Source organism: Deltaproteobacteria bacterium, assembly GCA_016218975.1.
Lineage (GTDB): Bacteria > Desulfobacterota > Deferrimicrobia > Deferrimicrobiales > Deferrimicrobiaceae > JAENIX01.
This window is the reverse complement of sequence record JACRCO010000061.1, coordinates 1-26,791: the sequence shown is the minus strand read 5'-3', so window position 1 is coordinate 26,791 and position 26,791 is coordinate 1. Positions and strand designations below refer to the sequence as shown.

The window sequence follows — 26,791 nt, the reverse complement described above, 5'->3', positions numbered from 1 at the left end:
ATCTCATGCCACTCCTTGTGTGTCAAGATATATGTGGGGTTATATATGTACTACAAGGTTCGGCGGAAATTGCGGTAAAATCCCATTGAAATCAACACGGCCAAGCGTAAAATCGGGCTTCAAGTGTCGAAGTTGAGCGGGACTCCCTCAGCATACCAGCATAGATTTCTTTTTAGTGGTTGAGATTGAGCAAATATCAGAACGCTTGCGTGTATTGGCGAGTAAATTGGATAGTATCAACCCTAATCAAGCAACCCCGCGATTTCCTTTACCGACCACACACGATCCGTAATCCCGGCTTCCATTGCAGGTGTTACCCTTAGCGTCTGATGGATCCTGGCGAAGTTGTAATACATGAAATGCAGGCTGACCGCATGCATGAGATTTTCAATCTTCTTCGAGAATGCGTTGGTTAGCCGTGTGAACCGCCGCATGCTCATCCGCATGGTAAGGTTCTGCCGCTCCGCAAAGCTGGTAGAAACGTGCTTCGGGTCCGGATTCCCGTTGATCTTGGCAATGCGCGTGCCCGTGCATTCTGCGGGACTATAGCGTGCTTCCGGACTACTACTTCCCTCATTTCCGTACATCTTCACGAGCATTGCATAGTCGATGTTTCCGGCAAAGGCATCCTCAACGGCATCCACATATACTTTATTCCCGTCCGTTGTCAGTTGAACGCGATTTGCCAACCTTTCCGATAGATCGTTTATAAAGTCTTTAGCTGCCTCTGCTGTGCGCGGGGCAACCATCCAGGTCGGCACAAGTTTGGTATCCGCGCATATTGCCGTCCACGTCCATACATCTCCATAACCGAATTGCCCATGCTTTTCTTCGGGAACATTCTTCGCCTTGGCATAGCAGAAGGACCAAATCTCTTCGCATTGAATGCGTCCACACTTGAGGTTTCTGAAAACCTTGTCCTGATATACCGCGCACGCCTTCCCGATGTCGGTGAGGAGCTTGAGCACGGTGCCCTTCGCCGCGCCCGTCATACGGCATGTGGCGCGGATCGAATTTCCCTCGACCAACGCCGCTATGATTTGCGCCCTCTGCTTTGTGCTCAACCTGTTCATCGTGTTCCCCCTCAAGCCTTGATAGCGCCATTATGCTTGAGCGGTCATGCATTGTCAATAAGTATCTTTATGCTTGAGCGGAGAAGTATTGACTTCTCCATAACCGTAGGTAATAATAAAGGTGCCCTCGCCCGGGGTCGAACCGGGGTCTAACGCTTCGCAATGGCGCTGCTCGATCCATTGAGCTACGAGGGCACCAGGGTTTCCGCTCGAAAGAGCGGCTGGATGGGGCCGGACTTAGTACACTGCCCTTTGCCGAGGGGCGTACTTAGGTCCGGCTTTCTATTTGGTGTCGTAGCGCCGTCCCATCCTGCTGGCGCTTGCTATTGGCGGCGGCATTGCCTTCATCCCTTCTTGCGGGGCGAGCCTGACTATCAGCATGGCCCGGCAAAACCAAGTCTACCACAACGTACTACCGCCTTGTCAAGTAAAACAGATAAGCAACCGGATAAAATGTACAGATAGGGCTTGACTGCCGGAGCGATAGGGGGTAAGGTACCCATAACGCTGGCAGGTGGCCTGCCCCTTGGAGGATTCACGATGGACGAGCAAACGAACGGCGCTAACGCAACTCACAAGAAAAAAAGGGAGCGAAGCCCGGGGTATCCTGGAATTGGGCTCAAAGATGCCATAGAGCGAGCCCGCACACTATACTTCAAGGAAGGTAAACATGCGGCTCCTGTCCAGGCAGTTCTCTCTCATTGGGGCTATGCTTCCAAGAGCGGGACCGGCTTTTTGGCGTTAGCTGCCCTGAAGAAATTCAACTTGATCGAAGATGAAGGTGCGGGGGCAGGGAGAAAAGTTAAATTAACCAATTTGGCTATCAAGATCATACATAACCCCAATGAGATTGAAAGAACGCAGGCAACCCAAGAGGCCGCCTTGGCACCTGCCATCCATTCGGAACTTTGGGAAAAATATGGCGGAAAACTTCCGTCCGAGGAGAGCATAAAATACCACCTAAAGTTTGAACGGCAATTCTCTGAAATTGGTGCAGATGAATTCTATCGCGAATTTATTGACACAATATCATATGCAAGGCTTGGCGAATCTGGTATGCTATCTGGGGAAAATACGGGCGAAGGAGATAATATACCCATTATGAATCCTATGGCTCAGATAGAGCGCCCGACACAAGCGGCTAATACGCAAATCATCATGAAAGAAGAGGTATTTACGTTAGACGAGGGAATTGTAACACTGAGAATGCCGAAGGCTATCGGTCAAGACAGTTGTGATGATTTTGTTGAGTGGTTACAGTTAATCATAAAAAAGGTAAGGCGATCTGCCCAAAAGAATCCCGTCGACGAAATGTTTTCCATATTGCAAGGGGGAGCAAGAAAGAGCGAATCAGATAAGCAGGAATGACTGATTATTTCTTTGCCTTGGCCTTAGCCCAACGCGCCTTAGCTGCTTCTTGGGCAATCTCCTTCCGCTTCTTCGCGGAGAGCTTTTCGGCTCGGGCCTTGCCACCCTTCAGCCCGCCCAATCGACCGAGCGCGACAGCGGCGGGATTCTTGGAAGTTGCATCTTGCAACTTTTCGGGTTTGGCCTCAGCCGTGGCATCCGCCACAATCGACGCTGCAAGCTGGCTGATATCGCGGGGACGTTTTTTCTTTGGGGTTGTCATGCAGGAAGGATAGCATAACCGCTCAAGCATTTTCAAGGGGCGGGAATTTCAAATTGACCCACTACCGGATTACGGGTCACTGCCGGAGCTGGAAGCTCTCCCCGCGGGTTCGGCACGCCTCGCCCGCGCTCAAGGGGATGTTTCCCGGTTCCAGGGAAGGGGGAGGAACAGCGCGAGAAGCGCCCCGGCGGCCGGCAGGGCGTTGACGAGATGGACCGCGGCGGGGACGCCGTACCGGTCGGCCACCGCTCCGAGCAGGGTCACCCCGATCCCTCCCGTGCCGATCGCGAATCCCGCGATCGTCCCCGATGCCGTGGCCATCCGGCGCGGAAACAGCTCCTGGGCCATCACGATCGTCACCGAGAAGGTCGACACGATGACGGCGCCGACGGCGGCCGCGAGCGCGAAGACAAGCCATCCGGTCGAGACGAGGAACAGGTGGATGAGCGGGACCTGGAGGGCAAGCGACCAGAAGACCATCTTCCGGTGTCCTATCCTGTCGGCCAGCGGCCCGCCCAACAGGGTGCCGGCAGTCCCGGCCCCAAGGAAGAGGAAAAGGAGCATGGCCACGAAATCGGGGCGTGTAGACAGTTGTTCGCGGTAAAGAAACGGTATGTAGGTGGCAAGGCCTAGCTGCGTCCAGGAACGGCAGATGACGATCAGCACGATCAGGGTTACGGCGTAGACCGGCCGATCCACGCCGTTGTTCACGGAAGCCGGGGGCCGGGCGGATGCATCCGCGATCCGCTGCCGTATGTGCGGGAGGGCCGGCAGGAATAGAGCGCCTGCGACCGCCGCGGGGAGAATCAGCCAGGCGGAACCGGGGAGGCCGTACCGTGAAACGAGGAAGATTGCGGCGGGCGCGCCGATGGAAAACCCGAGGTTTCCTCCCACCGAAAAGAGCGACATGCCGGTGGCCCGCTTCACCGACGCGATGCAGGCGGTCGCCTTGAATCCTTCGGGGTGGAAGGCGGCGGTCCCCAGCCCCGTGAACATGACGAAGGCGACCAGCCAGCCGAAATCCGGCGAAAACGGGACGAGCGCAATGCCGATGCCGGAAACGATGCAGCCGAGGAACAGGAGGGCCGGGAAGGGCTTCCGGTCCGTAGCGTAGCCGAACACCGGCTGGATCACCGAGGAAGTGAGATGGGCCGCAAGGAGAAGTGTGCCGGTGACCGTATAGGAGAGGGAGTATTTGTCCTTCAGGTACGGCAGGAGAGCGGGAAGCGCGCCCTGCACGATGTCGGTGCACATGTGTCCGAACGAGAGAAGGAAGAGGAGCAGCGAGGGGTGATTCATCGGATGGTCACGTCGGCGATCGTTTCCTTCTCCAGCAGCAGCATCGCCAGCCGGTCGAACCCGAGGGCCGCCCCCGAGCATGGGGGCAGGCCGTGGCGCAATGCATCCAGGAAATCGGTATCGACGGGCAGCCCGATTCCCGTTCGACGTTCATGCCGCGCGGCGAGTTTCCGCAGCCTCTCCTCCTGCTCCGAAGGATCGGTCAGCTCCTCGTACCCGTTTACGAGCTCGACACCGCAAAGATACCCCTCGAACCGTTCGCATGTTCCCGCATCATCCGCTCGAGCCATGGCCATCGCTGCAAGTGACGAAGGAAACCCGGTTACGAACGCGGCCCCGGCGGTTTCCAGCGCGGGCTCGACCACATCGACATATGCGCGGAAGAAAAGGTCCTCCCACGTCTCATCCGGGCCGGGCCTCTTCCCTTTCCGACGGAGCGCGGAACGGAGCGCTTCGGCATCTCCCGTCATGGGGGCGGCGAGCAGCTCACGGAATGCATCCGCAAGCTCGATGCGCGCCCACTTCCCGGAAAGGGAGACGGTCGCGCCGTCACGGCGGATCTCCTCCTTTCCGTGAAGCCCGGCCGCAAGCTCCCGTGCGAGGGCCTCTACGTCCGCCATGACAGAATCCACGGGCTCTCCCACCCTGTACCATTCGAGCATCGTGAACTCGGGGTGGTGAAGCGGCGACCCTTCCCGGTCGCGGAAAACCTTCCCGAGATAGAAAATGTTCCCGGACCCGGCCGCGAGAAGTTTCTTCATGGACAGTTCGGGGGAGGTATGTAGAAAACGCTTCGATGCCGTTCCGTCCGCGTCGGAGAGGACAACCGGGAAGACGTTCGGATCGATGTTCGGGCAGGGAACCGCTATCGGCGTATCCACTTCGAGGAACCCCTGCCCGCGGAAATAGCTCCTTGTCAGTTCGAGCAGCATCGCGCGCCGGCGCGGAATATCCCAGGAAAGCTCGCCGGCGGCCAGGCGCCGCCACGTCATTTCGTTTGTCGGATCCCGAGGGGCCATTCCTTCCTATCGTAAACCAATCCACCCAAAAGAAAAAACGAGCGGGTCATTTTTCGGTAAACTTTACAGGAAAGCCGGCCCGGCGCGATGCGGCGGAACTGTCCGCAGCGATCGGCGCGGAAGGAGGAGAGGGATGCCGTTTCCGTTCTGGGGGCAGAACAGGGAAGGACAGGAAATGCTTAAGGAGGCCCTGGAGCAGCTCGACCGCGCATCGCGGCTCATTGGACTGGATCCTAATATCGCGGACCGGCTGCGTTATCCCAAGCGCGCCCTCGTCGTAACCGTGCCCGTCAGGATGGACGACGGGCGGGTCGTCTCCTACACCGGATACCGGGTGCACCACAACGTAACTTTGGGACCGGGGAAGGGGGGGATCCGTTACGCACCCACCGTTTCCCTTGAGGAAACGACGGCGCTCGCCATGTGGATGACATGGAAGTGCGCGCTTATGAACATCCCCTTCGGCGGTGCGAAGGGCGGCGTATGCTGCGACACGCTCAAGATGTCGCGCCGTGAGATCCAGGCGCTCACGAGGCGGTTCACCTCCGAGATCGTGATGCTGATCGGGCCGGAAAAGGATATTCCCGCTCCGGACATGTACACGAACGAGCAGACGATGTCGTGGATCATGGACACGTATTCCATGCAGATGGGCTACTCCGTCCCCGGAGTGGTCACCGGAAAACCCGTAAGCGTGGGAGGATCTCTCGGCCGCAGGGAAGCTACGGGCCTGGGACTGTGCAATCTCGTGTTCGCCGCGCTCGATCGGATCGGATTGGCTCCGGAACGGGCGACGGCGGTCGTACAGGGGTTCGGAAACGTCGGTTCGACTGCCGCGCTGGAGCTGTCGAAGCGAGAGGTACGGGTGATCGGCGTGAGCGACGTCCGGGGCGGAGCGTACGATCCGGAAGGGATCGACGTCGAGGCGCTGGTCCGCCATGCGGATGCGGGGGGAAACGTATCGGGCTTTCCGGGTGTGACGCCCGTCTCGAACAGGGAACTTCTCGAGATACCCTGCGACATTCTCGTGCCGGCCGCCACCGCCGGGCAGATCACGAAAGAGAACGCAGACCGCGTTCGGTGCCGCGTCCTTGCGGAGGGCGCGAACGGCCCGACCACCCTGGAGGCGGAGGAGATCCTGTTGCGGAAAGGGGTCTTCGTCATACCCGACGTCCTTGGGAACGCAGGGGGCGTGACAACTTCCTATTTCGAATGGGTGCAGGACACGCAGAAGTTCTTCTGGGACATCGTCGAGGTGCGGTCGCAGCTTTCCCGGATCATGCTGAGGGCATTCGATGAGGTCATGGCGCTGTCGAATGAGAAGGGAATAAGCCACCGGATGGCCGCGTTGATGATCGGGATCTCCCGCGTCGCCGAGGCGATGCGCTTCCGCGGCCTCTACCCCTGAAAACTAGGCCGACTTAAAAACGGGGACGTTCCTAAAACTTTTTCCTAAAAACAGGGACGTTCCTAAAACTTTTTTCCTCGGTCCCGTGAACTTTTCATGGTAAGAAATGCGGGCTGGTTTCGTTTATCGATAATAACAGGAGCAGGGTAATTCCACATGGACGGCACGTATTTCCAACGGTGTGCGGAATGTCGCGGAGGGAAAACGTCATGAAATGCAGTCAGGTGAAATGGGCGGTAGGTATCACGGCGGCATTCGTGTTGCTCGCTGCACAGGCGGGACCGGGCCGGGCCGCGGGGTTTACCGAGCCGAAGGCCGAGTATTCGGCCGACCAGTATATAAGCGGCGACGGCAAGACTATGAAATCGAAGGTCTACCATGCCCCGAAAAAGGAGCGCATGGACATCGAGGAGGGCGGAGAGAAGCAGTACATCATCACCCGGCTCGACAGGAAAGTAGTATGGATCGTGATGCCCGGGCAGAACATGTACATGGAAAGAAACATCGAGGAAGGTAAAAATCCCGCGGGGGACCATGCCCGGGACATCAGGGAGTGCTCGATCGACCGGAAGGCCGCCGGTAATGAAACGGTCAACGGCGTCAGCGCTTCGCGGAGCCGCGTACGGATGTCATGTCCGGACGGCGTCCGGTATACGGGCGACATTTGGGAGAGCAAGGACGGAATCATGGTAAAGATGGACGCCGTGGCGGAGGACGGGGAGAAAGGGAAGACTAACCTGAAGATCGAGCTTAAAAACCTCAAGATCAGAAAGCTTGATCCCGGGTTGTTCGAGGTGCCCGCGGGCTTCCGTCAGATGAAGATGCCTTTCGGCGCGATGCCGGGCGCAGGCGGGGGAATGGATATGAGAACGCCGGCCGAAGCGCCGGAGGCGGCGTCTTCCGGCCCGTCCGAATCCAATCGGCCAGAGCCTGCGCCGGAAAAGGAAAAGGGCGCGGTGGAAAAGGGGACGGACGCCGTCAAGAAACTGAAAGGCTTATTCAAATGGTGACGGAGCGGATCACTCTTTAGGTACGAGGATGATCTCGATCCGCCGGTTCTTCCGTTTTCCTTCCGGCGTATCGTTTGGCGCCACAGGCTTGTTTTCCCCATAGGCGACCGCGGAGAGTATCCCCGGGTCGAGGCCCTGCTCCTGCAGGTAGCGGGTCACGTTGATCGCCCGCGCGGCTGACAACTCCCAGTTCGTGGGGTATTTTTTCGCGAGCATCCCGATTATCGGTACGTTGTCCGTGTGCCCTTCCGTCCGGATAGACTTGTCCTTCACGTCCTTCAGTATCGAGATGACTTTCATAAGAACAGCCTGTCCTTCCTCCTTCACCTCCGCCTTCCCGGAATCGAAGAGGATGGCGTCGACCATGTTTACGGTCAGTTTGCCTTTCAACTCGGATATGGTGACCTCTCCCTTTGCGATTTCCCCCTTCATTTTCACGAGGAGGTCCTCGTAGGTCTTGCTGACCTTCTGGACTTTTTCCTCCTGGGCTTTCTGAAGGCCGACGATTTCCTGCTTGAGCCGTCCGTTCTCGTTTTCCAGCCCGCCTATCTTCCGGCGAAGATCCATGATCGTTTGCGACAGGGAGTCGGATTTCGCTTTCAGCACGTTCTCGAGCTCCTTGTTGTCGGCGGCCAGTTTTTCCTTCTCCCCGGAGGCCTTTTCCAGGTCCGATGTCAGAACGGCGACCCTGGCCTTGAGCATCGAGTTCTCGAAGGAAAGGTCCTTGTATTTCTGCTGAAGGGCTGCAAGTTCCCTGGCGAGACCATCCGCCTCGTTCACCTTTTTCACGTGGGTGCTTTCCATCACGGTGCATCCGCCGATGGCCAGCGCAAGGACGATTACGGCGGCCTGGATCCAGGTTCTTTTTCTCATCGCGAACCTCCTGTTTTCGGAAGTTGCGTCCAATATAACAGGAAAGTTTGTGGGAGCGCAGGAAACAGTTTCGCAAGGGGCAGGTAGAATGTAAGATGAAATTCCAGTAATGGGAATAAGCACATACGCAATGCCAAGGGCGGCGGGGGGGAGTATCGCCGTCGCGGCGGAAGCTTGGCTGGAAATACGGGCAAGGGAAGGGGACGGGATTCCATTCGTGGGGGGTGATTATGGCGGGCAACGGGAGAAAAAGAAAATCGCAGGACCTGGGGGCGCATGGCATCGTAAATACGGGCACTGTCTGGTGGAACCTTTCCACGCCATCACTATATGAACATGCGCTGCAGCGGAGGGAAGGGTTGCTGGCGCATCGCGGACCGCTGGTCGTCCATACGGGAGAGTACACCGGCCGCTCTCCGAACGATAGGTTCTTCGTCCGGGAGCCCTCGAGCGAAAAGGATATAGCGTGGGGGAAAATCAATCTCCCGTTCGACGAATGGAACTACGACGCCTTGCGCTTCCATCTCCTCGCCTATCTCCAGGGACAGGAGCTTTTCGTTCAGGATTGTTTCGTGGGGGCGGATCCCGACTATCGTGTTCCGATCCGGATCGTGACGCAGACGGCCTGGCACAGCCTGTTCGCCCGGAACATGTTCCTTCACGAACCGGACCCTGCACGGCTTGCGCGGCATGTCCCGGCGTTCACGGTGATCGATGTCCCTGGGTTCCATGCGAGGCCCGGACGGGACGGCACCCGCTCCGAGGTCTTCATCCTGATACACATGGGACGCCGCGAAGTCCTCATCGGCGGAACGCTGTACGCGGGGGAAATCAAAAAGGCCGTCTTCACGGTGATGAGCTATCTCCTTCCGCCGAAGGGAGTCCTCCCGATGCACGGCTCCGCCAACTGCAGCGCGGACGGAAACGGCGCGGCGGTCCTTTTCGGGCTATCGGGGACGGGAAAAACCACCTTGTCCGCCGACCCGGAGCGGACGCTGATAGGCGACGACGAACATGGATGGAGCGACAAGGGGATCTTCAATTTCGAGGGGGGGTGCTACGCAAAGGCGATCCGGCTATCCCCCGGGACGGAACCGGAGATCTACGCGACGACCCGCCGGTTCGGCACCATTCTCGAGAACGTGGTCATGGATACGGCGACGCGCCACCTCGACCTTTCCGACGATTCGTTGACGGAAAACACGCGTGCGTCCTACCCCCTCTCCCACATTCCCAAGGCGATGCGCGTGGGGGTCGCGGGCCATCCCCGGAATATCGTGATGCTGACGGCGGACGCTTTCGGCGTGCTTCCGCCGGTCGCCCGCCTGACCCCGGCGCAGGCGAAATACCAGTTCCTCTCGGGTTACACGGCCAAGGTGGCCGGGACCGAACGCGGCATAGTCGAGCCGCAGGCCACTTTCAGCGCCTGTTTCGGCGCGCCGTTTATGGTCAGGAATCCGGTCGCATACGCCAAGCTTCTCGGCGATAAGATCATGAAGCACGATACCAAGGTCTGGCTTATCAATACGGGCTGGAGCGGCGGGCCTTTCGGCGTCGGGAGCAGGATCAGCCTTCCCCACACCCGCGCAATCCTGCGGGCGGCGCTGTCCGGCGAGCTCGATGCGGCGGAAATGGCCGAAGAACCGTTTTTCGGCCTTATCGTTCCACGGGAATGTCCGGGCGTGCCGAAGGAAGTGCTGAACCCCCGGGATACGTGGAAAGACCCGAAGGCGTACGATGCGCAGGCAAGCAAGCTCGGGAAGATGTTCGAGGAAAATTTCGCCCGGTTCGCCGGCGATGTTTCACCCGAAGTGCGTGCCGCGGGGATGCGCAAGGCGTCGTGATCCTTGACAGGCGGGGAGGGGATGTTGGAGAGTGAAAACATTCATTTTGCATGCGCGGGGGATCGGGAATGAGGAGGGTTGCCGTTATCGCAGCAGTCGTCCTGGCGGCGGCGTTCGCCGCGGGAACCGCCGGCGGGGGGGAGCCGCCGGGGAGGATCGAGCTTAAGGTCTATGCCAAAAGACCGGTGTCGTTCGACCACAAGGGGCACGCCAAAAGGATCGGGAACTGCCAGGCATGCCATCATATGAGCAAGCCCGGGGACGAGGAGAAGTGCTCCGACTGCCATTCTGCGAAGGGAGACAAGGACACCCCTCCATTCCGGGAAGCGATGCATCTGAAGTGCAGGAATTGCCATGCCGAGGACAACAAGAAGGTAAAAGGTTCCTGCAAGGAGTGCCATCCGGCGATCAAGTCGAAGCTTTGACGGGGAGGAGAACGCCGGATGAACGTCAAGACGCTGGCGGGCAGGCCGTTCTTCCGCAAACTCCTCCCATGGTTTGCGGTCTGTTCGACCGTCATCGTCGTTGCAGGATTTCTCATCCTGCCACGGGTCCTGAAGTCCGTTCTCACCCGTCAGCTTTCCGAAAAACTCCACCGCGAAACGTCGATCGGGGAGATCCAATTCAATCCGTTCACGCTCGCCGTGAAAGTGACCGGGTTCTCGATGAAGGAGCGCGGGGGCGCCGGACCTTTCCTCTCATTTGAAGAGCTCTACCTGAATTTCGAGGCCTCATCGATTTTCCGCGGGGGTCCGGTTTTGCGGGACATCGTCATCACGGCCCCGAGCGTTACCGTGATCCGAAAGGATGACCTTTCGTACAACTTCTCCGATCTCCTCGATGAGTTCGTTTCGAAACCCTCCACCGTATCGAAGCCTCTCCGTTATTCGCTGAACAACATACAGGTCGTCGGCGGAATCGTGGACTTCGACGACCGCCCGAAGCGGACGCGCCACGCGATAAGGGACATCCGCATTGCCGTGCCGTTTTTCTCGAACCTTCCTTATTACGTCGATGTCTATGTCCAGCCCGTTTTCCTCGCGAAGGTAAACGGGACTCCGGTCGATCTCCGCGGGAAGACCAAGCCGTTCAGCGGGACGCGCGAGACCGCCTTCGACGTGAACTTCCGGAATTTGAACATCCCGCACTATCTTGAATACCTGCCGGTGAAATGGAAATTCAGGGTGGCGTCGGCTTTCCTCGATGCCGATGCCGATCTTTCCTTCCGGGAGCACAAGGACAAGCCGCCCGTACTGTCGTTTACGGGAAAGGCGGCGTTGAGGGACCTGAAAATCGAGGACGCCAAGGGAAAAGCGGTCCTGCGGATGCCGCTTCTGAAAGTCTCCGTCGCGGCTTCCGACGTATTCGGGCGAAAAGCGAGCCTCGATAGCGTGCTGTTCCGGTCTCCGGAACTTCAATTGGAGAGGGAGCGGAGCGGCGCCTTGAACCTCGTGTCGCTCCTGGAGCCGCAGGAAATGACGGAAGGTACGGTGAAAACGGCGGAGAAGGCGGAGGAAACCGTAAAGGAAGGGGATGCGGGCGCTCCGCTGCTTATCGAGATCGCGGAAATCCGGCTGGAAGGCGGGAAGGTCGGGTTCGCGGACGAATTGCCGAAGAGGCCGTTTCGCGCCACGCTCGATTCGATCGATTTATCGTTTCGCTGCCGCTACGCGAGGGGAATGGACGATGACGGGGCGACGCTTACCGGCATTTCCGCGTCTTTGGGCACCCTGAAATTGAGGACGCGGGGAGAGAGCGACGATTTCCTGAAAATCCCCGCAATAACCGTAAAGTCCGCCGACGCCGACCTGGGAAAGCGGACGCTTGCGATAGGAGAGATTACGACCCGCGGCGGGGTAATCCGCGTGGAACGCGATCCGGACGGTTCGTCGAACATGGAAGCGCTGTCGCCCGCTCCTGCGCCTGCCGCACATGGGAGGGACCCCCGCCCGGCAAAGGATAAGGCGGAAGCACCGCCTGAATGGCTCGTAACGATCGGGAAGGCCGCCGTGGAACGGTATTCCGTGAAGGTGGAGGACAGGACGGTATCGCCGCCTGCGGTCCTTTACGCCGAACCGATAGCCTTAACTGCCGAAAATCTTTCCACCGGGAAAGGCGTCATGGGAAAGGCATCGCTGCAAGTCGTATTGAACCGTGCGGGAACGTTCGCGGCGGCCGGACCCGTCGGGTTGAATCCCTTCTCCGCCAACCTTCAAGTCGATGCGAGAGGGATCGGCATCGTCCCGTTCCAGCCGTATTTCACCGAAAAGGTGAGGATCGTCGTTAGCGGCGGGAACGTTTCCGCCAGGGGAACGCTTGCCCTGGTATCCGCGCCCGACAAGGCGATCGCGATTGCTTACAGGGGAGAGGCGTCCCTCACGGATCTTGCGACCGCGGACAAGTCGACGTCGGAGGATTTCCTGAAGTGGAAATCCCTTCACCTGGGCGGGATCAACGCGCGGACCCGCCCTTTGCGCGTGGAGATAGACGAGATCGCCCTCGCCGATTTCTATTCGCGCATCGCCGTGAATCCGGACGGCACGCTGAACGTCCTGGAGGCTTTCGTCTCCGGGACGAAGACCGCGGCTCCGGGCGCGACCGGCGCGGGAACGTACAAGGCGGCGGTCCCTGCGACGCCCGGTGCGCCTGAACCGGCGAAGCCGCCCCACGTCCGGATCGGTACGGTCACCGTGCAGGGCGGGACAGTTCGCTTCTCCGACAGGTTCGTCAAGCCGAACTACATCGCCCGTCTCGGCGAAATGGGGGGAAGGATTTCCGGCCTTTCTTCCGAGGAGAACAAGTTCGCCGACGTGGATCTCCGGGGAAATCTGGAGAACCATGCACCGCTGCAGATCACGGGCAAGATCAACCCGCTCAGGGACGATCTTTTCGTGGACCTCAAGGCCGATTTCAAGGACATCGAGCTGAGCCCGCTGACCCCGTACTCCGGTAAATACGCCGGGTATGCGATAGAGAAGGGGAAGCTTACGCTGGCGCTTAAATATCTCATCACGAAAAGGACGCTGGACGCGAGCAACCATGTTTTCCTGGACCAGTTCACATTCGGGAGCGCGGTGGACAGTCCCGACTCCACGAAGCTACCCGTGAAGCTTGCAGTCGCGCTCCTCAAGGACCGGCGCGGAGAGATCAACCTCGATATACCGGTCAACGGCTCCCTCGACGACCCGAAGTTCAGCGTCGGGAGCATCATCCTCAAGATAGTCCTGAACCTCCTGGCGAAGGCCGCCACCTCCCCGTTCTCGCTTCTGGGAGCGATCTTCGGAGGGGGAGAGGAGCTGAGCCACCTGGAATTCGAGTACGGAAGGTCGGACATGAACGCTTCGATGGCGGAACGCGTGAACGTCCTGGAGAAGGTCCTGTACGACCGGCCGGGGCTGAAACTCGAGATCGCGGGCCACGTGGACGCCGGCAGGGACCGGGACGGACTTCTACGGACAGTGTTCGACAGGAAAGTAAAGGCGCAGAAGTCGGCGGAGCTGGCGAAAACGGGTACGCCTCCATCTTCCCTCGACAACGTCACGGTGGGAGAGGCGGAATACCCGAGATACCTTGAGCTGGCCTACAGGAAAGAGAAATTTCCGAAGCCCCGCAATATCATCGGGATGGCCAAGGACCTGCCGGCTTCCGAGATGGAGAAGCTGATGCTCACGAATATCCGTATCACCGATGACGACCTGCGGCAGCTTGCAATGAGGCGCGCACGGCGGGTGAGGGATGCGCTGTTGAAGGGCGGGAGGGTTGCGCCGGAAAGAATGTTTCTCGTGGAGCCGAAAGCGCTTTCCCCGGAGAAGAAGGAAAAATTGAAAGACAGCAGGGTCGACTTCGTGCTCAAGTGAAAGGAGGAGGAGATCCCCATGAGAAGGATTTTTTGTCTCGCATGTTTCGCCATGCTGCTTGCAGTCACCTGCCTTGGCGCGGATGAGTTCCATACCGGGGAGTACCTGCCGGCAACACAGGTGGAGCTTGGAAAGAAGCCGGAGGCCTTCGCGGGCAGGAAAGTCCGGGTAACCGACACCTATCAATTCTGCGGAAGCGATTTCTGCGTCGATCTCCATAAAAAGAACATCAATGTGCGGGATTATTACTGCTTCGCCGTCGGACCGCTCTGCGTCGTCCGGATGTACATCAAGAAGGATCACCCGGATGCAGCGCAATTCGGCACCTTGAGAAAAGGGGACCGGCTGACCGTTTACGGCACGTTCGACCATTTGGGATCCAATTACCGGTTCATCATGGTGGACCGCCTCGTCGTGGAGAAGCCTTCTCCTTAAGTTTTCGGTAATTGGTACCGACAATACACGCATTATGGAGGTACGCCAGGGGATATCCATGCCCGCGACGGACGCTGCCGAAATCTGCGGTCCCGCAACGGGCAAGTACGGAATCTGCCGCTTTTTCCTGAGGGTTCTCGCCATCGTCGGGCTGGCGGAGCTCGTCACCATGGCCATACTGCACGTTGCCGCCATCCCCCCCGGGATAGGCGAATTCGTCCTGGACTCGGCGATCCTCACAGTCATCAGTTCCCCCTTCCTTTACCTGTGGGTTTTCAAGGCATTGTCCAGGAAGATCGACGCCGGTGCAGAGCTGGAGAGGAAAGGGCAGGCCACGGAGGCGGTGTTGCTGGAATATTCCGGCCGCCTCGCCGTAACCGAATTCGCCCGGCGGCAGGAGAACGATCGTCTGAAACGGATGGAAAAGATGAAGATGATCGCGTCTTCGGTGATCGCCGAGCGGGACATCGGGGAAACCCTCCACGAGGCGACCGCCGGACTGGCGATGCTGCTCGAGGTTCCGCGGTGCGCGGTGTTCCTCCGCGGAGATCCCGACAAAACGGTCGAGTACAACGCGCCGGACTTTCCTCCCGTGGGATCAGCGCTTTACCGCAAGGAGTTCGGGGCCGATCCCGATGCGCGGCGGCCGGGCGGGTCCAGGATGGTGTTCGACGTGGGGGATTCCGTGGAGACCCGGCCTGGGCAAACGGAAGAACTGCGCCGCCACCGTATCGCGTCGTTCCTGACCGTACCGCTTACCCTGAACGAGAAATGCGCAGGGGCTCTTTTCGTCGCGCGCGAAGCGCCGTACAGTTGGACAGACGACGAATTGATAACGGTCGAAGGATTCGCCCGGGAAATCGCAGTCGCGGTGCATCACGAGAGGGTCTCCCGCGACTCCCGGGAAATCGCGGGCCGCCTGATCTCGCTTATGAACAACGTGCCGGGAATGGTGTACCGGGGACGTCGCGACTGGTCGCTCGAATTGATAGGGGCCGACGTGGAACGCATCACAGGCTACCGGCCGGACGAGTTCCTGGACGGCGGGGTGGTTTGGCGGGACCTGATCCATCCCGAAGACCTGGAATCGGTGAAAAACGCCTACCGGGCTGCCGTGCGCGAGACGAGGAAGGTCCTTCGAGTGGAATACAGGATCCTCCACCGGGACGGATCCGTGCGGTCGGTCGCGGACCGGCGGCAGATCACCTACGATGCCGCGGGAAATTTCGCGTACGTGGACGGACTGCTCCTCGACATCACCGCACGCAAGAATACGGAAAAGGACCTGCAGGTCGAAAAGGCGCTGCTCGAAACCGCGCAGGTGGAGCTTTCCCGAAAGAACGTCGAGCTCCAAAAGGCATACACCGAGCTGAAAACCAGCCAGGCGAAGATCCTCCAGCAGGAAAAAATGGCTTCCATCGGGCAGCTTGCGGCGGGGGTTGCCCACGAGATCAACAACCCGATCGGCTTCGTCTCCAGCAACCTGGGAACGCTCCGAAAATATGTCGACCGGCTGACGCAGTACATGGACCTGCAAGAGGGCGTCATTTACCGTTGCTGCCCTGAAGCGGAGCGGGACACGCTTCAAGATAAGAGCCGGGAGATGAAGATCGATCACACCCGGAAGGACATCTCGGACCTGATCGAGGAATCAGCGGAAGGCACGGAGAGGGTCCGCACCATAGTCCTGGACCTGAAGGCGTTTTCCCGGGTGGACGAAGCCGATGCGAAGATGGCGGACATCAACGAATGCCTGTCGAGCACCATAAACATCGTGTGGAACGAACTGAAGTACAAGGCCGCCCTCAAAAGGGAATTCGGAGAGATTCCGCCGACCAGGTGCCGCCCGCGGCAATTGAACCAGGTATTCATGAACCTGCTGGTCAACGCGTCGCAGGCGATCGAGACGAATGGGGAAATCGGCGTCCGGACGTGGTCCGAGAACGGCCACATCGTGGTGGCCGTATCCGATACCGGCTGCGGCATACCGTCGGAACACCTCGGCAGGATCTTCGAGCCTTTTTTCACGACAAAGGAGGTAGGGAAGGGGACGGGGCTGGGTTTGAGCATCACATACGACATAGTAAAGCAGCATAACGGCGACATATCCGTCGCCAGCGAGATCGGGATAGGCACGACGTTCACCGTGAAAATTCCCGTGATCCGGGAGGAATGACCTGGAAGCCCCCGTGCGCATATTGTTTGTCGACGACGAGGCGAACATCCTGAAGTCTCTTCGGCGCCTGTTCGACGACGAGCCGTTCGAGGTCGAGACCGCTGCTTCGGGGGAAGATGCGCTCGTATTCCTGCGGGCGAAGGCGGAAGTCGGCGTAATAGTGACGGACCAGAGGATGCCGGGCATGAGCGGAGCCCAATTCCTCGAGAAAGCAAGGGAAATCGTTCCCGAGGCGGTGCGGATCGTCCTGACCGGCTACGCGGACGTGGTCGCCGCGGTCGACGCCATCAACAAGGGCGGCGCGCACCGATACATAACGAAGCCGTGGAACGACCAGGATCTTGTATTGGCCGTTCGGGAGGCGGCGCAGCGGTATTCCCTCGTGAGGGAAAACCGCCGGCTCACGGGCGTCGTCCTGCGCCAGAACAAGGAACTCAAGGAATGGAACGTCAACCTCGAGCAGCGCGTTGCCGGGCAGACCGGGGAGATTCGACGTCAGAACGAGACGTTGTGCGCATTGAATGAAAAGCTGCAACGGAACTTCGCCGACATGCTGGGCGCCTTCGCGGCGCTCATCGAGCTTCGCGGCAGCGCTTCCCGGGACCATTCACGCAACGTCGCAGCCCTCGCGGAGAGGATCGCATGCTCGATGGCGCTTCCAGCGGAGGAGATCGAAACGATCCGCGTCGCCGCTCTCCTTCACGATATCGGGAAGATAGGGTGTTCCGACCTCCTTCTGCGCAAAGTGGAGAAATCGATGACTCCCGCCGAGAAGGCGGCATACATGGAACACCCGGTGCGCGGGCAGACTGCCATCGACACCATCGAGGAGCTACGTCCGGCCGGCGTCATCATCCGCGGCCACCACGAATGCTGGGACGGGAGCGGTTTCCCCGACAATCTTCACGGCGAGGCGATACCCGTCGGCTCCCGGATCGTCGCAGTGGCCGATTTCCTGGACCACGAGATCGCCTCCAGGCGAAACGGGGGCACCCCCGATTCCGTTCTCGATGCATTGAGGGCGCTGCTTGGTACGAGGTTCGATCCCAGGCTGTTCCGGTGCGCAGCGGAAACAGTGCCGCCTGTCTTCGCGGAATTGCCCCAGGCAGCCGGTGCGGTCGAGATGGAACTGTCCCTGGAAGATTTGTGCGAGGGGATGGTGCTCTCGCGGGACATCGTAAGCGGCACGGGCATTCTGCTGCTGCGGGCCGGTATGACGCTCGACTCCTCCAGCATAAAGGGGCTTCGTCGAAACCTCGGGCTGGATCCGGGGAGCGGGGGCGTCTTCGTCGTGATGTCGGGCGAAAAGGTTTAATTTCAACCCGCCGGCATCTCCACCCCTGTCGTGACCATCATACGATAAACCCCAATAATTCAGTCCGGGGACGGAGGTGGAAGATGTCGAAAGTGATCTACTGCAGGGACGCCGGTGTGGATTGCGATTACGTCTGCCGCGGCGAAACGGAGGAGGAACTGTTCCAGGACGCTCTTGAGCACGGAAGGCAATTCCACGGAATGACGGAAATCCCGCCGGACCTGAAAGAGAAGATGCGGAGTCTCATCCGCGAGGAGAAGGCCGCGTAAAGTTTCCACACCCCGCTCAAACGATTGTCGCATCGCTTCCGCCGGGACCACCTTTCCCGGCGGAAGCGTGGTTGGGATTTTGTGTTAAGCGGCTGCCGTACCGGACCGCCGCGCCGGTTTTGACTGATTTACTTCGTTCGACGCCAGGGCATCTCTTAGCGTCTCCAGTTCCGGTTCTCCCGGCCCGAGCGGCAACGAAACCCTGCCGCGCCGCACCGCGGAGCGGCAGGCAGCCATCATGATTTCGAATCCCTTCAGTGCGCTGCCGCCGTTGCAGGGATGAATTCTCGCGGGATCGTCGAGCCAGGCGGCCATGTCCTGGACGTAGTGAGGCATGTCATGCGCGTAATCCATGTCGCCCGGGCCGGAGATCACCCCGCGTGAATCCCGGGTGACGGCTCGCCATCCTCCTCCCGTCAGGACCTCGGCGAACCCCTCCGTTCCCTGCGCGCCGATGCGGCACTTGCGCCACCAGTACTCCACCTCGGGGACGTCGGGCGCCCCGGAGCCGCACTCCACGACGCCGCGCACCCCGTTGGCGAACCGGATCGTTGCGACGATGTGGTCGGGCGAAGCATGCAGGTCCGAAAACTTCTCCAGGCCGTCGGCCTGGCCCATCACCCATTCCGCTTCCGCGTCGCCGTTGAACCAGCGGACGTAATCGATCAGGTGCGTCATCATGTGCATCATCCATCCCGTGGCATGTCCGTAGACGGTATGGACCCGGCCGATGGCCCCGCTCGCGATGATCTCCTTGACCTTCCTGTAATGATCTCCGTAACGGTGCTGATGGCTCACGACGGACCTGACTCCCGCATCCCGGAGCAGCTTGTCTATCTCCAATGCTTCGTTGGTGGACGTGGCCATCGGTTTTTCGTAAGCGATAAGCTTCACGCCGGCCTCCACCCCCGCGCGGACGAGCGGGAGGCGGATCTGCGGCGGCGTGCAGAACGCGAATACGTCGGGCCTGGTTTCGGCAAGCATCGCTGCGACATCCGTGCCCGTGCGGGCCTCCGGAAATTTCCCGCTTGCGGGCTCCAGCCGTTCGGGGCTGCGGTTGCACAACCCGACGACGCGGAAGCGGGGGTTGCCGGCGAACGCCTCGGCGTGGTGCATGCCCCGCTTGCCCAGGCCGGCCACGGCCACGGTATATGTCGAGGGAGCATCGCTCATGCGCTCTTCCTGACGCTCTTCCAGGCGCGGCAGGCGTCGATCACGTAATCGATCTCGGCCGGCGCAAGTTCCGGGTACATGGGCAACGAGATGACGGAGGCCGCGGATCTCTGCGTATTCGGCAGGCGGACGTTCCGATCCGCCGCCATCCCCCACGGATATCCTTCCTGTTGATGGATGGCGATCGGGTAATGGACCTTGGCGTCGATCCCCGCATCGTTCAGGTATTTGAGAAAGTCGTCGCGCGCGGGAGACTCGATAACGTACAGGTGATACACGTGCCTGTAGCCGGGTTTCTCGAAGGGGAGCTTGTAGTCCGTACCTTTAAGCCCGGAGTTGTATATCTCCGCGATCTCCCGCCTCCGTTCGGTCCAACCGGGGAGCTTCTTCAGCTTCACTCCGAGAACCGCGGCATGCAGATCGTCGAGGCGGCTGTTGTATCCCATGCTGTGATGGGAGCGCTTGAGCGAGCCGTGATTGCGCAACGCGCGGACGCGCGCCGCGATGTCCTCCCGGTTCGTGACGACGGCGCCGCCGTCGCCGAAGGTGCCGAGATTTTTCTGGGTGATGAAGCTGATGCAGACGGCGTCGCTCAGCTCGCCCGGGGCGAACCCGTCCCCGAGCGCGTCGATCGCCTGGGCGCAATCCTCCACGACATGCAGGCCGTGGCGCCTCGCTATCTCCGATATGGCGGGCATATCCGCCATCTGGCCGTAGAGATGGACCGGCACAAGGGCCTTTGTCCGGGGCGTTATCGCATCCTCGATCCGGGCGGGATCGATGTTGTACATCGAGGGATCGATATCCACAAAGACGACCTTGGCGCCCGTGAACCAGATCGCCTCGGCTGTCGCGAAGAAGGTGTTCGATGTCGTGATCACTTCGTCTCCCGGGCCGATCCCCAATGCCAGGAACGCCATCCAGAGCGCATCGGTGCCGGAATTCACGCCGACGGCATGCTTCATTCCGTGAAAGTCCGCCAGCTCCCGCTCGAAACGGGAAAGCGCGGGCCCGAGCACGTACTCGCCGCTCTCGAGCACGCCTGAAATGGCGGCATCAAGTTCCGATTTCAAATCGTGATATTGCCGGACATGACCATAGAATCCAACCTTCATATCCGCCTCCTCATGCCATGGTCCTTCAATAAATATAAGAGGGGGTGAGATGGCATGAAGGTTTCCCCCCGGGGTAAACTGAAGCAGGCAAGAGCGCCATTGTAAAAAAAAGTAAAGGCGGGGCATGCCGGGGAGGCCGCCGGGAATGAAGCTTTCGGCCGGAAAGCTGCCGCCGGGCCTGCTGGAACGACGGATCTTCCGGCATCTCGGGACACGGCGAAAAGAGGTAGTAGTCGGGCCGTCCATCGGCGTGGACGGAGCTGCCGTTCGGGTCGGCGGCCGGATCCTCGTGTCGTCCATGGACCCGATTACGGGCGCCATGGAACAGATCGGGTGGCTGGCCGTGAACATCAACGCCAACGATGTCGCCACTTTCGGCGTGCGCCCCGCCTGGTTCTCTTCCTGCCTCCTGTTTCCGGAACACGCAACGGAAGCGATCGTCGGAACCGTTTGCCGGCAGATCGACAGGGCCGCAAGGAAGCTCGGCATGGCGGTGATCGGGGGGCACTCCGAGGTCACCCCCGGGCTTACCTTTCCGATCGCCGTCGGTTGCTGCATGGGGATGACGGAGCGCGGACGTTATGTAACCGCCGGAGGCGCGCAACCCGGCGACAACCTGATCCTCACGAAATCGGCAGGCATGGAGGGCACGGCGATTCTCGCCACGGACAGGCGCCCCCTGCTCGCCGGCAGCCTGGGAAACTCCGTCGTGAAAAAGGCGGCTGCATTCCTGCGCCGAATCAGCGTGGTGGAAGACGCCCTTCTCGCGTACGGGACGGGCGGCGTGACAGCCATGCACGACCCCACGGAGGGCGGAGTCGCCAACGGAATCCACGAAATGGCCGATGCATCGAAAAAGGGCTTCAGGATCTTCGAGGAGAAGATACCGATCGCCGAAGAGACCGGCCGCATATGCGGGTTTTTCCGGATCGACCCGCTGTGCCTCATCGCGTCCGGCAGCCTCCTGATAGCCGCCGAAAGGAATTCATCCGGCAAGGTCGTGAACATACTTCGTAAAAGCGGGATAGCCGCCGCGGTAATAGGCAGCATCCTGTCATCGCAGCGGAAACGACGCATCGTGAGGCGGAACGGCGAAGAGGAAGAGCTGGTCAGGCCTGCCTCGGACCATCTCTGGCGGGCCCTGGAGCGGTAATTATCGTTCGTCCGCTCAGCCTGCGGCGCACTCCGCGAGAATTTTGCCGCAGAGCGACGGCAGCGAGCGGGAAAGCGGCTCCGAGAGCCCGGGGCGCACGACATCCGGGATGCATTGAACCTGTACCGAAATGATCCTCACGTCCACCCCGCAATGATCCTTCAATTCCAGCAGCAGGTTCGAAGTGGGCATCTGGTGCATGGAAAAATCGAAAAGTTTCTTCGGAGCGATATCGGCGGGGTCGATCACCAGGATTTCCCCGGGAGTCCTCCCGGCGTCTATCGCGTCGACGACGATAAGCTTTTTCACGGTTCCGTCCCCGAGCACGATGTCGAACAGCAGGTTCCTGACGCCGGTTCCCGCGTTCATCACCGTTACGTTGCGGGGGATATCGAAATTACAAAGCAGGTACTCCACGGCGGCGGGGCCGATCCCGTCGTCGCCGAAAAGCGGGTTGCCGCAGCCCAGGACCACGACGGGGGTATCAAAATATGCCGACACGGACACCTAACGCTCCTTTTCGGGCGAAACTCGCCTCACGGGGTACCCCTTCGCGGGGGACGCCTTGTCCGGCCGTCCTTGGCCGGACTGCGGCTCCGTAGCTTCCTCGCTCCGCCCTCCCTGGCTACCGCTTCGTCGCTACAGGCCCCCGCAAGGGGCACCCCGTATCGGCGGTTCGCCCGCGGTGGGCATCCGTTCTCCGGCGCCCTTGCCCCAAAGGGGCACAATATAAACAATCGATCGGCGTGCTCTTGTCACAGTTTACCCGGATAGATTGTCTTTAACTCTCCTCCGCGAAACCATTCAATCGCCGTTGCGAAATCGTCCGTCCAGTCGTCGTTCGGATCGCTGGAAACCGGTTGTAAAACGTTTATCAGATCGGGGTCTTTCTTTCGGGGGATGAGCCATCTTCCCACCGTGAACATGAATTTCTTCCAATCGTTCGTTGACGGATGCAATGATACGGCCAATATGTCGAACTCTCCAAATCTGTATGGCCTTGTATCTACCCCCTCGGCGTTCTTCCCTGAACGAGTCTTCTGGGTTTCAACGATAAACAAAGATTCAGGTAGACTTTTACGCCATTGGCGAGCAATCAACGGGGTTCCCTTTACCTGCCTTTGCAGTTTGACCTGTATCGTTATGGGTCCTGTCGAGTCTTTAATAAGAAAATCGTAAGGGAAATCCCCACCAGGGGATTTATCCTCCCATCCATCGCCATCAAGCACATATAGAAGGAAACACAGCTCTGCAATGACGCCTCGGATACCTCGTTGGGTTATGTCCTGGGAACGTGCGATGGCTTCAAGGATTATCTCGGCGGGGACATTCCATTTATCTTCCAGAACATGTATGCGGATTTTCATTCTTAAATGTTTGAAAACTTCCTGGCGTTCTTTTTCATCGAGAGATTCGAGTCGACGAAGCAATTCCATCAGTTCGGTATTTGTCATTTCTTCGCTCTTGGCCTTCCTGCAGATTTCGGTTCGAATGTCATCACATCGTCGCGATGAACAAGAGTATGTCCACCGATAACCAGCGTTCTAAGGCGCTTCGATTTGACTAGCTTTGCGATTGCCTGCCGGCTGACGCCTCGCCTACGTGCGGCATCCGCCTGCGAAATCCACAGGGAGAGATCTGTCGATAATCTTGTATAATAGGTTGACAATGTAAACCAATATGTTATTCTTTGTGATACGTTATAATTTCAAAAAAAAGGGAATGGGACAAGATTGAGTACAATTCGTAAGTCCCCCAAAGTTGTTCAAGGCATACTTGGAATTCAGGACAAACCCCACCCACAATCTTTTATTCGTGGCATGGACCCATATTACACGACGCAACTGGGGGCTGCTTACCTTGGGGATTCCCGCGATGTTTTGTCCAGAGTTCCGGATGGATCGATAAACCTGGTGTTTACTTCGCCACCGTACGCGCTCCACTTTAAGAAAGCGTACGGAAATGTCGAAAAGCGGGAGTACGTCGATTGGTTCATCGGGTTTGCCCGGGAAATTCATCGCATTCTCCCGGGGGACGGCAGCTTTGTGCTGAATATCGGCGGGAGTTTCAACCCCGGTGAACCGACCCGTTCCTTGTACCATTTCAAGTTGCTGATTGCATTGGTCGAGGATGTCGGCTTCCATCTGGCGCAGGAATGTTTCTGGTATAACCCGGCCAAGATGCCGACCCCGGCTGAGTGGGTCAACGTACGACGTGTACGGATCAAGGATTCGGTGGAATATGTCTGGTGGTTGGCGAAAACCCCATGGCCGAAAGCCGACAATCGGAAGGTGTTGAAGTCCTACAGCAAGGACATGATACGTCTGAACCAGAGGGGCGTGAGGGCGACCATACGCCCCTCGGGCCATAACATCAAATCTACTTTCGACAAAATCGATGCGGGAGGATCTATCCCGTCGAACGTAGTGGAAGAGATGATCCTCCCGGAAGACTTGCTCCGGTTCGGTAACAACTCCGCGACGGACGCCTATACAAAGCAGTGCAAAGCAGCAGGGATACCGATCCATCCTGCGCGTTTTCCTGCCGCGCTTCCCGAGTTTTTCATCAAGTTGTTGACGAATGATGGAGACATCGTGCTCGACCCCTTCGCAGGTTCGAACACTGCGGGGGCAGTGGCGGAGGGACTTGGGCGGCGGTGGTTGTCAATCGATTGCGTTGAATCCTACCTCGAAGGAAGCAAGTTTAGATTCGAATAACCTGCAAGCTGAAATCTAAGCCGAACCACTCTTAATCGTCGAAACCTTCGTGGAAGAAAAGCGCTGGAGTATAAGGGACTGGTGGCCTCATAAAAGGCAATCTCCGTCTATCTGGAGATATAAGCGCTGACAGCGTAATAAAAGCCAATCTGCTTTCAGGCCAGCCTTAAGGATTTGCATATTGTCCAGGATATTTCCAAGAAGGGTATCGAAATATTGCCTTAAGTTTGAAATTAGATGGCACTTCAGGCGCTGGCCCGAAAGCGCCAGCGGGACCAAATACCCATATGCCCCCGCTTGGGTTTGGGAAAATCCCATTCACAACAATATGCGAAGGTGTCTTCCTAACCATTTGGAAAATAGGAACTTGCTTTTCGTCGACTACCTCTAAGGCATTAGCGCTGGAATTTCTGTCCCAATTCACCGGTCGGACCTTAAATTCATTGTTTTCAACTTCTATGGGTGGTTTGCCATTCCCCCCCCACAATTTAAAAGAAAAAAATAGTTCATCTCCTTTCATGCATAGCGTAACAGGCACAAAATCCCCGAAACGAAAAGGAATCGTTCCGCCGCGACGTAAAATTTCGACTGATTGTTCAACAATGACGCCCCTGTAAAAACTCACGCCACCTGTTGAAGGACAAGGTCATTATCGCGGAAGCTTGGCGTGTTGAACCCGATAAACCAGACGATTCCGAAGGACAGAACCGACTCGAAGGACGCATGAAGGCACTCCGACTCGCCGTTTGCCACAGGGAAGACGCTTTTTTCGCAGGCGGGAGCACCGCATCCGCCGGGGTTCCCGGAGTTCCTCGACATCCACGCCGCCGCGGCCCGGAAGAGGTTCAACCCCAGCGCCTTAAGCACCACCGCGAATCGTACTGCCCTCATCCCCCGTACCCGCAGATGCTTCACCCCGGTCAGGCGGTCGAAGGCCGACATCGTCGATTCCACGCCGGATCGGTGCCGGTAACGGTCCTTGAACACCGTCGTCTTCTCCGCGGCGCGCCGTCTGGCCAGACGCAGGGCCCGTTCCGTGTAGCGGAATCCATACCCGTCCCGCACCGGTTTGATCGGGCACTCCTTCTTCCTTTCGCACCCCAGGCAACTCTCGTTGGCGAATACCACGGTGCGCCGCCTTCCCCCGCGCCGGAAGAGGATCGGAGCGTATCCCTGCGGACATGCCAAAATCGCTCCGTCGTCGGAGAAGGAGAAGTCGGCAAGGGTCACCTCCGATTCGTTTCCTTCCCCCATCGTCGGGGAGACGACTTCGACGCCTTTGTCCGCGGCGGCCACCACGTTTCCGTCGCTGCCATATGCGGAGTCCGCCAGCACCTCGGTAGGCGCAAGACCAAGCGTTTTCGCCCTCTCGATCGCCGGCAGCAGGGCGTGAGCATCGCTTGCGTTGGCTGGCTCCACCTCCACGTGGGTGATCAGCCGCAACGGCACGTCGCTTCTCTCTTCCATCCTGTCATCGTCCGTCGTCCGAGACATCGGAACGTATGTCTCCATGATCTGCGCCTGGTACCCTTGCCCTTTATGCCCGCAGTACCCCGCCTCCGGATCGGAGGGGTTCTGCAGGGAGCCGGAAGAGATCTCCTTGGGCTCCTTGATGGCCACCGTCTCTTCCCCTCTTTCCGTGACCACGTTGCACTGCTCCGAGAAGACGCGCGCGAGCAGCGTATACGTCTTCATCGAGACGACTGCCGCCTCCTTCTCGAACCGACGTGCAAGAACGAACAGATCCTCAGCCACCCGGGAGAGCGTTCGGTCCGACTCGGAAGGTTTCACCATCGAGAAGACCGCTTGCCCCTTGGGGGTGAGGTACCGTTCTCCGAACGAAGGATCGAGGGCGGCGAACAGCTCCGGCGCCCGCCTTTTCAGGTTCGTCAGAAACCCGGTGATTACCCGGACGAAAATCCCGATGCGGGTCAACCGGCGCATGTTCGAGGTGATGTGGACCGAATCGAGCCGTTGCTTGCTCGTGTCCACGCGGAATACGTCGGCCAGCTTCTTCGTCACCGTGTCGAAGAGAAGATGGTCGAGCTTCTTCTCGGCCAGAAGCTGCCGCATGGAAGCAAAAGTCCGCAGGCAGACGTACTTCCCTTCATCGGACTCGTCGGGAAGGTCGAGGGCGTAGTGCCATTCGAGGTTAAACGCCAGTTGCCGCACGGCTTCTTCATCGGTTGTATCGTGCATATGCTGGAAGATAAGTGCTCCCATGAGGGTGTAGGCGTCCTTGGAGGGGCGACCCAGGCGGGCGTGAAAGGCGGAGACGATCGCCTCGACTGCGCATTCCGATGATTTCGGCCACTTGAACCGAGACGAAGTCGGCCATCGTTCCGAGAGGATTCCGGCCACCCACGGAGCGTCAGCGACGCCGGGGATTACTGTTTCTCACAGTGGCCGATTTCCGTCAACCTTT

General features: G+C 59.0%; 23 protein-coding genes and 1 tRNA gene. 12 read left to right on the top strand and 12 right to left on the bottom strand.

What is annotated here, in order from left to right:
- Positions 1 to 242 precede the first annotated feature (242 nt).
- Positions 243 to 1,073: an IS1 family transposase gene (locus HY896_08485; GenBank protein MBI5576386.1), complete on the bottom strand. Its 831-nt coding sequence runs from the start codon at positions 1,071 to 1,073 to the stop codon at positions 243 to 245.
- 122 nt (positions 1,074 to 1,195) lie between these two features.
- Positions 1,196 to 1,268 (bottom strand) — tRNA-Ala (locus tag HY896_08480).
- A gap of 345 nt (positions 1,269 to 1,613) precedes the next feature.
- Between HY896_08480 and HY896_08475 the strand changes: the two genes are divergently transcribed.
- Positions 1,614 to 2,441, top strand: coding sequence for a hypothetical protein (locus HY896_08475; GenBank protein ID MBI5576385.1), 828 nt, complete (start codon positions 1,614 to 1,616; stop codon positions 2,439 to 2,441).
- Positions 2,442 to 2,445: 4 nt separating this feature from the next.
- Here the strand turns inward: HY896_08475 and HY896_08470 are convergent, their stop codons facing one another.
- From HY896_08470 to genX, 3 genes are all read right to left on the bottom strand, one after another.
- Entirely contained in the window at positions 2,446 to 2,703 is a 258-nt protein-coding gene (locus HY896_08470; protein MBI5576384.1) for a hypothetical protein, read from the bottom strand.
- Positions 2,704 to 2,832: 129 nt separating this feature from the next.
- Positions 2,833 to 4,002, bottom strand: coding sequence for an MFS transporter (locus HY896_08465; GenBank protein ID MBI5576383.1), 1,170 nt, complete (start codon positions 4,000 to 4,002; stop codon positions 2,833 to 2,835).
- The gene (genX, locus tag HY896_08460; GenBank protein MBI5576382.1) at positions 3,999 to 4,994 is read right to left on the bottom strand and encodes an EF-P lysine aminoacylase GenX; all 996 of its coding nucleotides are present in this window, start codon (positions 4,992 to 4,994) and stop codon (positions 3,999 to 4,001) included. Before genX ends, HY896_08465 begins: the two co-directional genes overlap by 4 nt.
- 202 nt (positions 4,995 to 5,196) lie before the next feature.
- Here genX and HY896_08455 point away from each other — a divergent pair, with 202 nt between their 5' ends.
- Together HY896_08455 and HY896_08450 are read left to right on the top strand one after the other, a co-directional pair.
- Positions 5,197 to 6,429, top strand: coding sequence for a Glu/Leu/Phe/Val dehydrogenase (locus tag HY896_08455; GenBank protein MBI5576381.1), 1,233 nt, complete (start codon positions 5,197 to 5,199; stop codon positions 6,427 to 6,429).
- Between the two features lie 209 nt (positions 6,430 to 6,638).
- Entirely contained in the window at positions 6,639 to 7,439 is an 801-nt protein-coding gene (locus HY896_08450) for a hypothetical protein (GenBank protein ID MBI5576380.1), read from the top strand.
- Between the two features lie 9 nt (positions 7,440 to 7,448).
- Here HY896_08450 and HY896_08445 read toward each other — a convergent pair whose 3' ends face one another.
- Positions 7,449 to 8,312 (bottom strand): OmpA family protein, encoded by an 864-nt coding sequence (locus HY896_08445; protein MBI5576379.1) that lies wholly within the window; start codon positions 8,310 to 8,312, stop codon positions 7,449 to 7,451.
- Positions 8,313 to 8,542: 230 nt separating this feature from the next.
- Here HY896_08445 and pckA point away from each other — a divergent pair, with 230 nt between their 5' ends.
- The 7 genes from pckA (at position 8,543) to HY896_08410 (ending at position 18,208) form a co-directional block, all read left to right on the top strand.
- Positions 8,543 to 10,156, top strand: coding sequence for a phosphoenolpyruvate carboxykinase (ATP) (pckA, locus tag HY896_08440; protein ID MBI5576378.1), 1,614 nt, complete (start codon positions 8,543 to 8,545; stop codon positions 10,154 to 10,156).
- A gap of 68 nt (positions 10,157 to 10,224) precedes the next feature.
- Positions 10,225 to 10,581: a cytochrome c3 family protein gene (locus tag HY896_08435; GenBank protein MBI5576377.1), complete on the top strand. Its 357-nt coding sequence runs from the start codon at positions 10,225 to 10,227 to the stop codon at positions 10,579 to 10,581.
- Positions 10,582 to 10,599: 18 nt separating this feature from the next.
- Positions 10,600 to 14,013 carry a DUF748 domain-containing protein gene (locus HY896_08430; protein MBI5576376.1) on the top strand — a complete coding sequence of 1,138 codons (3,414 nt, stop codon included), beginning with the start codon at positions 10,600 to 10,602 and terminating at the stop codon, positions 14,011 to 14,013.
- Between the two features lie 18 nt (positions 14,014 to 14,031).
- Positions 14,032 to 14,448: a hypothetical protein gene (locus tag HY896_08425; GenBank protein ID MBI5576375.1), complete on the top strand. Its 417-nt coding sequence runs from the start codon at positions 14,032 to 14,034 to the stop codon at positions 14,446 to 14,448.
- A gap of 58 nt (positions 14,449 to 14,506) precedes the next feature.
- Positions 14,507 to 16,624 carry a PAS domain-containing protein gene (locus HY896_08420; protein MBI5576374.1) on the top strand — a complete coding sequence of 706 codons (2,118 nt, stop codon included), beginning with the start codon at positions 14,507 to 14,509 and terminating at the stop codon, positions 16,622 to 16,624.
- A gap of 1 nt (position 16,625) precedes the next feature.
- Complete coding sequence (locus HY896_08415) at positions 16,626 to 17,939, top strand: response regulator (protein ID MBI5576373.1); 1,314 nt, start codon at positions 16,626 to 16,628, stop codon at positions 17,937 to 17,939.
- Positions 17,940 to 18,022: 83 nt separating this feature from the next.
- On the top strand, positions 18,023 to 18,208 hold the full coding sequence (locus HY896_08410; GenBank protein MBI5576372.1) for a DUF1059 domain-containing protein: 186 nt from the start codon (positions 18,023 to 18,025) through the stop codon (positions 18,206 to 18,208).
- A gap of 84 nt (positions 18,209 to 18,292) precedes the next feature.
- Here HY896_08410 and HY896_08405 read toward each other — a convergent pair whose 3' ends face one another.
- Both HY896_08405 and HY896_08400 read right to left on the bottom strand, forming a co-directional pair.
- Positions 18,293 to 19,381, bottom strand: coding sequence for a Gfo/Idh/MocA family oxidoreductase (locus HY896_08405; protein ID MBI5576371.1), 1,089 nt, complete (start codon positions 19,379 to 19,381; stop codon positions 18,293 to 18,295).
- Positions 19,378 to 20,496: a DegT/DnrJ/EryC1/StrS family aminotransferase gene (locus tag HY896_08400; GenBank protein MBI5576370.1), complete on the bottom strand. Its 1,119-nt coding sequence runs from the start codon at positions 20,494 to 20,496 to the stop codon at positions 19,378 to 19,380. The genes HY896_08405 and HY896_08400 overlap by 4 nt, the downstream gene beginning before the upstream one ends.
- Positions 20,497 to 20,641: 145 nt before the next feature.
- Between HY896_08400 and HY896_08395 the strand changes: the two genes are divergently transcribed.
- Complete coding sequence (locus HY896_08395; GenBank protein ID MBI5576369.1) at positions 20,642 to 21,649, top strand: hydrogenase; 1,008 nt, start codon at positions 20,642 to 20,644, stop codon at positions 21,647 to 21,649.
- A gap of 15 nt (positions 21,650 to 21,664) precedes the next feature.
- Here the strand turns inward: HY896_08395 and HY896_08390 are convergent, their stop codons facing one another.
- Positions 21,665 to 22,156, bottom strand: a complete 492-nt coding sequence (locus tag HY896_08390) for a hydrogenase maturation protease (GenBank protein MBI5576368.1) — start codon at positions 22,154 to 22,156, stop codon at positions 21,665 to 21,667.
- A 248-nt stretch (positions 22,157 to 22,404) separates the two neighbouring features.
- On the bottom strand, positions 22,405 to 23,085 hold the full coding sequence (locus HY896_08385; protein ID MBI5576367.1) for a hypothetical protein: 681 nt from the start codon (positions 23,083 to 23,085) through the stop codon (positions 22,405 to 22,407).
- A 384-nt stretch (positions 23,086 to 23,469) separates the two neighbouring features.
- Between HY896_08385 and HY896_08380 the strand changes: the two genes are divergently transcribed.
- Entirely contained in the window at positions 23,470 to 24,366 is an 897-nt protein-coding gene (locus tag HY896_08380) for a site-specific DNA-methyltransferase (GenBank protein ID MBI5576366.1), read from the top strand.
- A gap of 166 nt (positions 24,367 to 24,532) precedes the next feature.
- Here HY896_08380 and HY896_08375 read toward each other — a convergent pair whose 3' ends face one another.
- Together HY896_08375 and HY896_08370 are read right to left on the bottom strand one after the other, a co-directional pair.
- A complete protein-coding gene (locus HY896_08375; protein ID MBI5576365.1) occupies positions 24,533 to 24,991 on the bottom strand; it encodes a hypothetical protein in 459 nt (152 codons plus the stop codon).
- Positions 24,988 to 26,727 (bottom strand): transposase, encoded by a 1,740-nt coding sequence (locus tag HY896_08370; protein ID MBI5576364.1) that lies wholly within the window; start codon positions 26,725 to 26,727, stop codon positions 24,988 to 24,990. Before HY896_08370 ends, HY896_08375 begins: the two co-directional genes overlap by 4 nt.
- Positions 26,728 to 26,791: the final 64 nt, after the last annotated feature.